1 protein-coding gene is annotated in these 521 nt (G+C 58.7%); it reads left to right on the top strand.

What is annotated here, in order from left to right; all coding sequences use genetic code 11:
- The coding region (locus tag B3849_RS16370) for a mechanosensitive ion channel family protein (protein ID WP_286780441.1) at positions 1 to 521 on the top strand (521 nt) is incomplete at both ends.

Below are 521 nucleotides of genomic sequence, written 5' to 3'. Positions count from 1 at the left end.
TTGGCAACGCTGCTGCCGCTGTTTCGCAACTTTGTCCTGATCGTTCTGATCGTGACCATCGCCCTCATCGTGTTGATGGAATTCGGGATCAATGTCGGCCCGCTGTTCGCCGGTGCGGGGATCGTCGGTGTTGCCGTCGGCTTTGGCAGTCAAGCACTGGTGCGCGATATCTTTGCCGGCGCGTTCTTTCTGTTCGACGATGCCTTCCGCAAGGGGGAATACCTTGATGTGGGCGGCGTGAAGGGCACGGTCGAGAAAATCTCGGTCCGGTCGTTCCAGCTGCGCCACCATCTGGGCGCGCTGCACACCATCCCCTTTGGCGAGCTGCAGGTGATGACCAACTACAGCCGCGACTGGGTGATCATGAAGCTGCCGTTGCGGGTGACCTATGACACCGATGTCGAACGCGTTCGCAAGCTGATCAAAAAGCTCGGCATCGCGCTGCTGGATGATCCGGTGATCGGCGACAACTTTATCCAGCCGCTGAAATCGCAGGGCGTGATTGAAATGCAGGATTCCGC

Source organism: Sulfitobacter sp. UBA4523, assembly GCF_002388305.1.
In the GTDB taxonomy this organism is placed as follows: domain Bacteria; phylum Pseudomonadota; class Alphaproteobacteria; order Rhodobacterales; family Rhodobacteraceae; genus Sulfitobacter; species Sulfitobacter pontiacus.
Note: the sequence above shows the minus strand (reverse complement) of the source record. Positions and strands in the feature narration are given on the sequence as shown.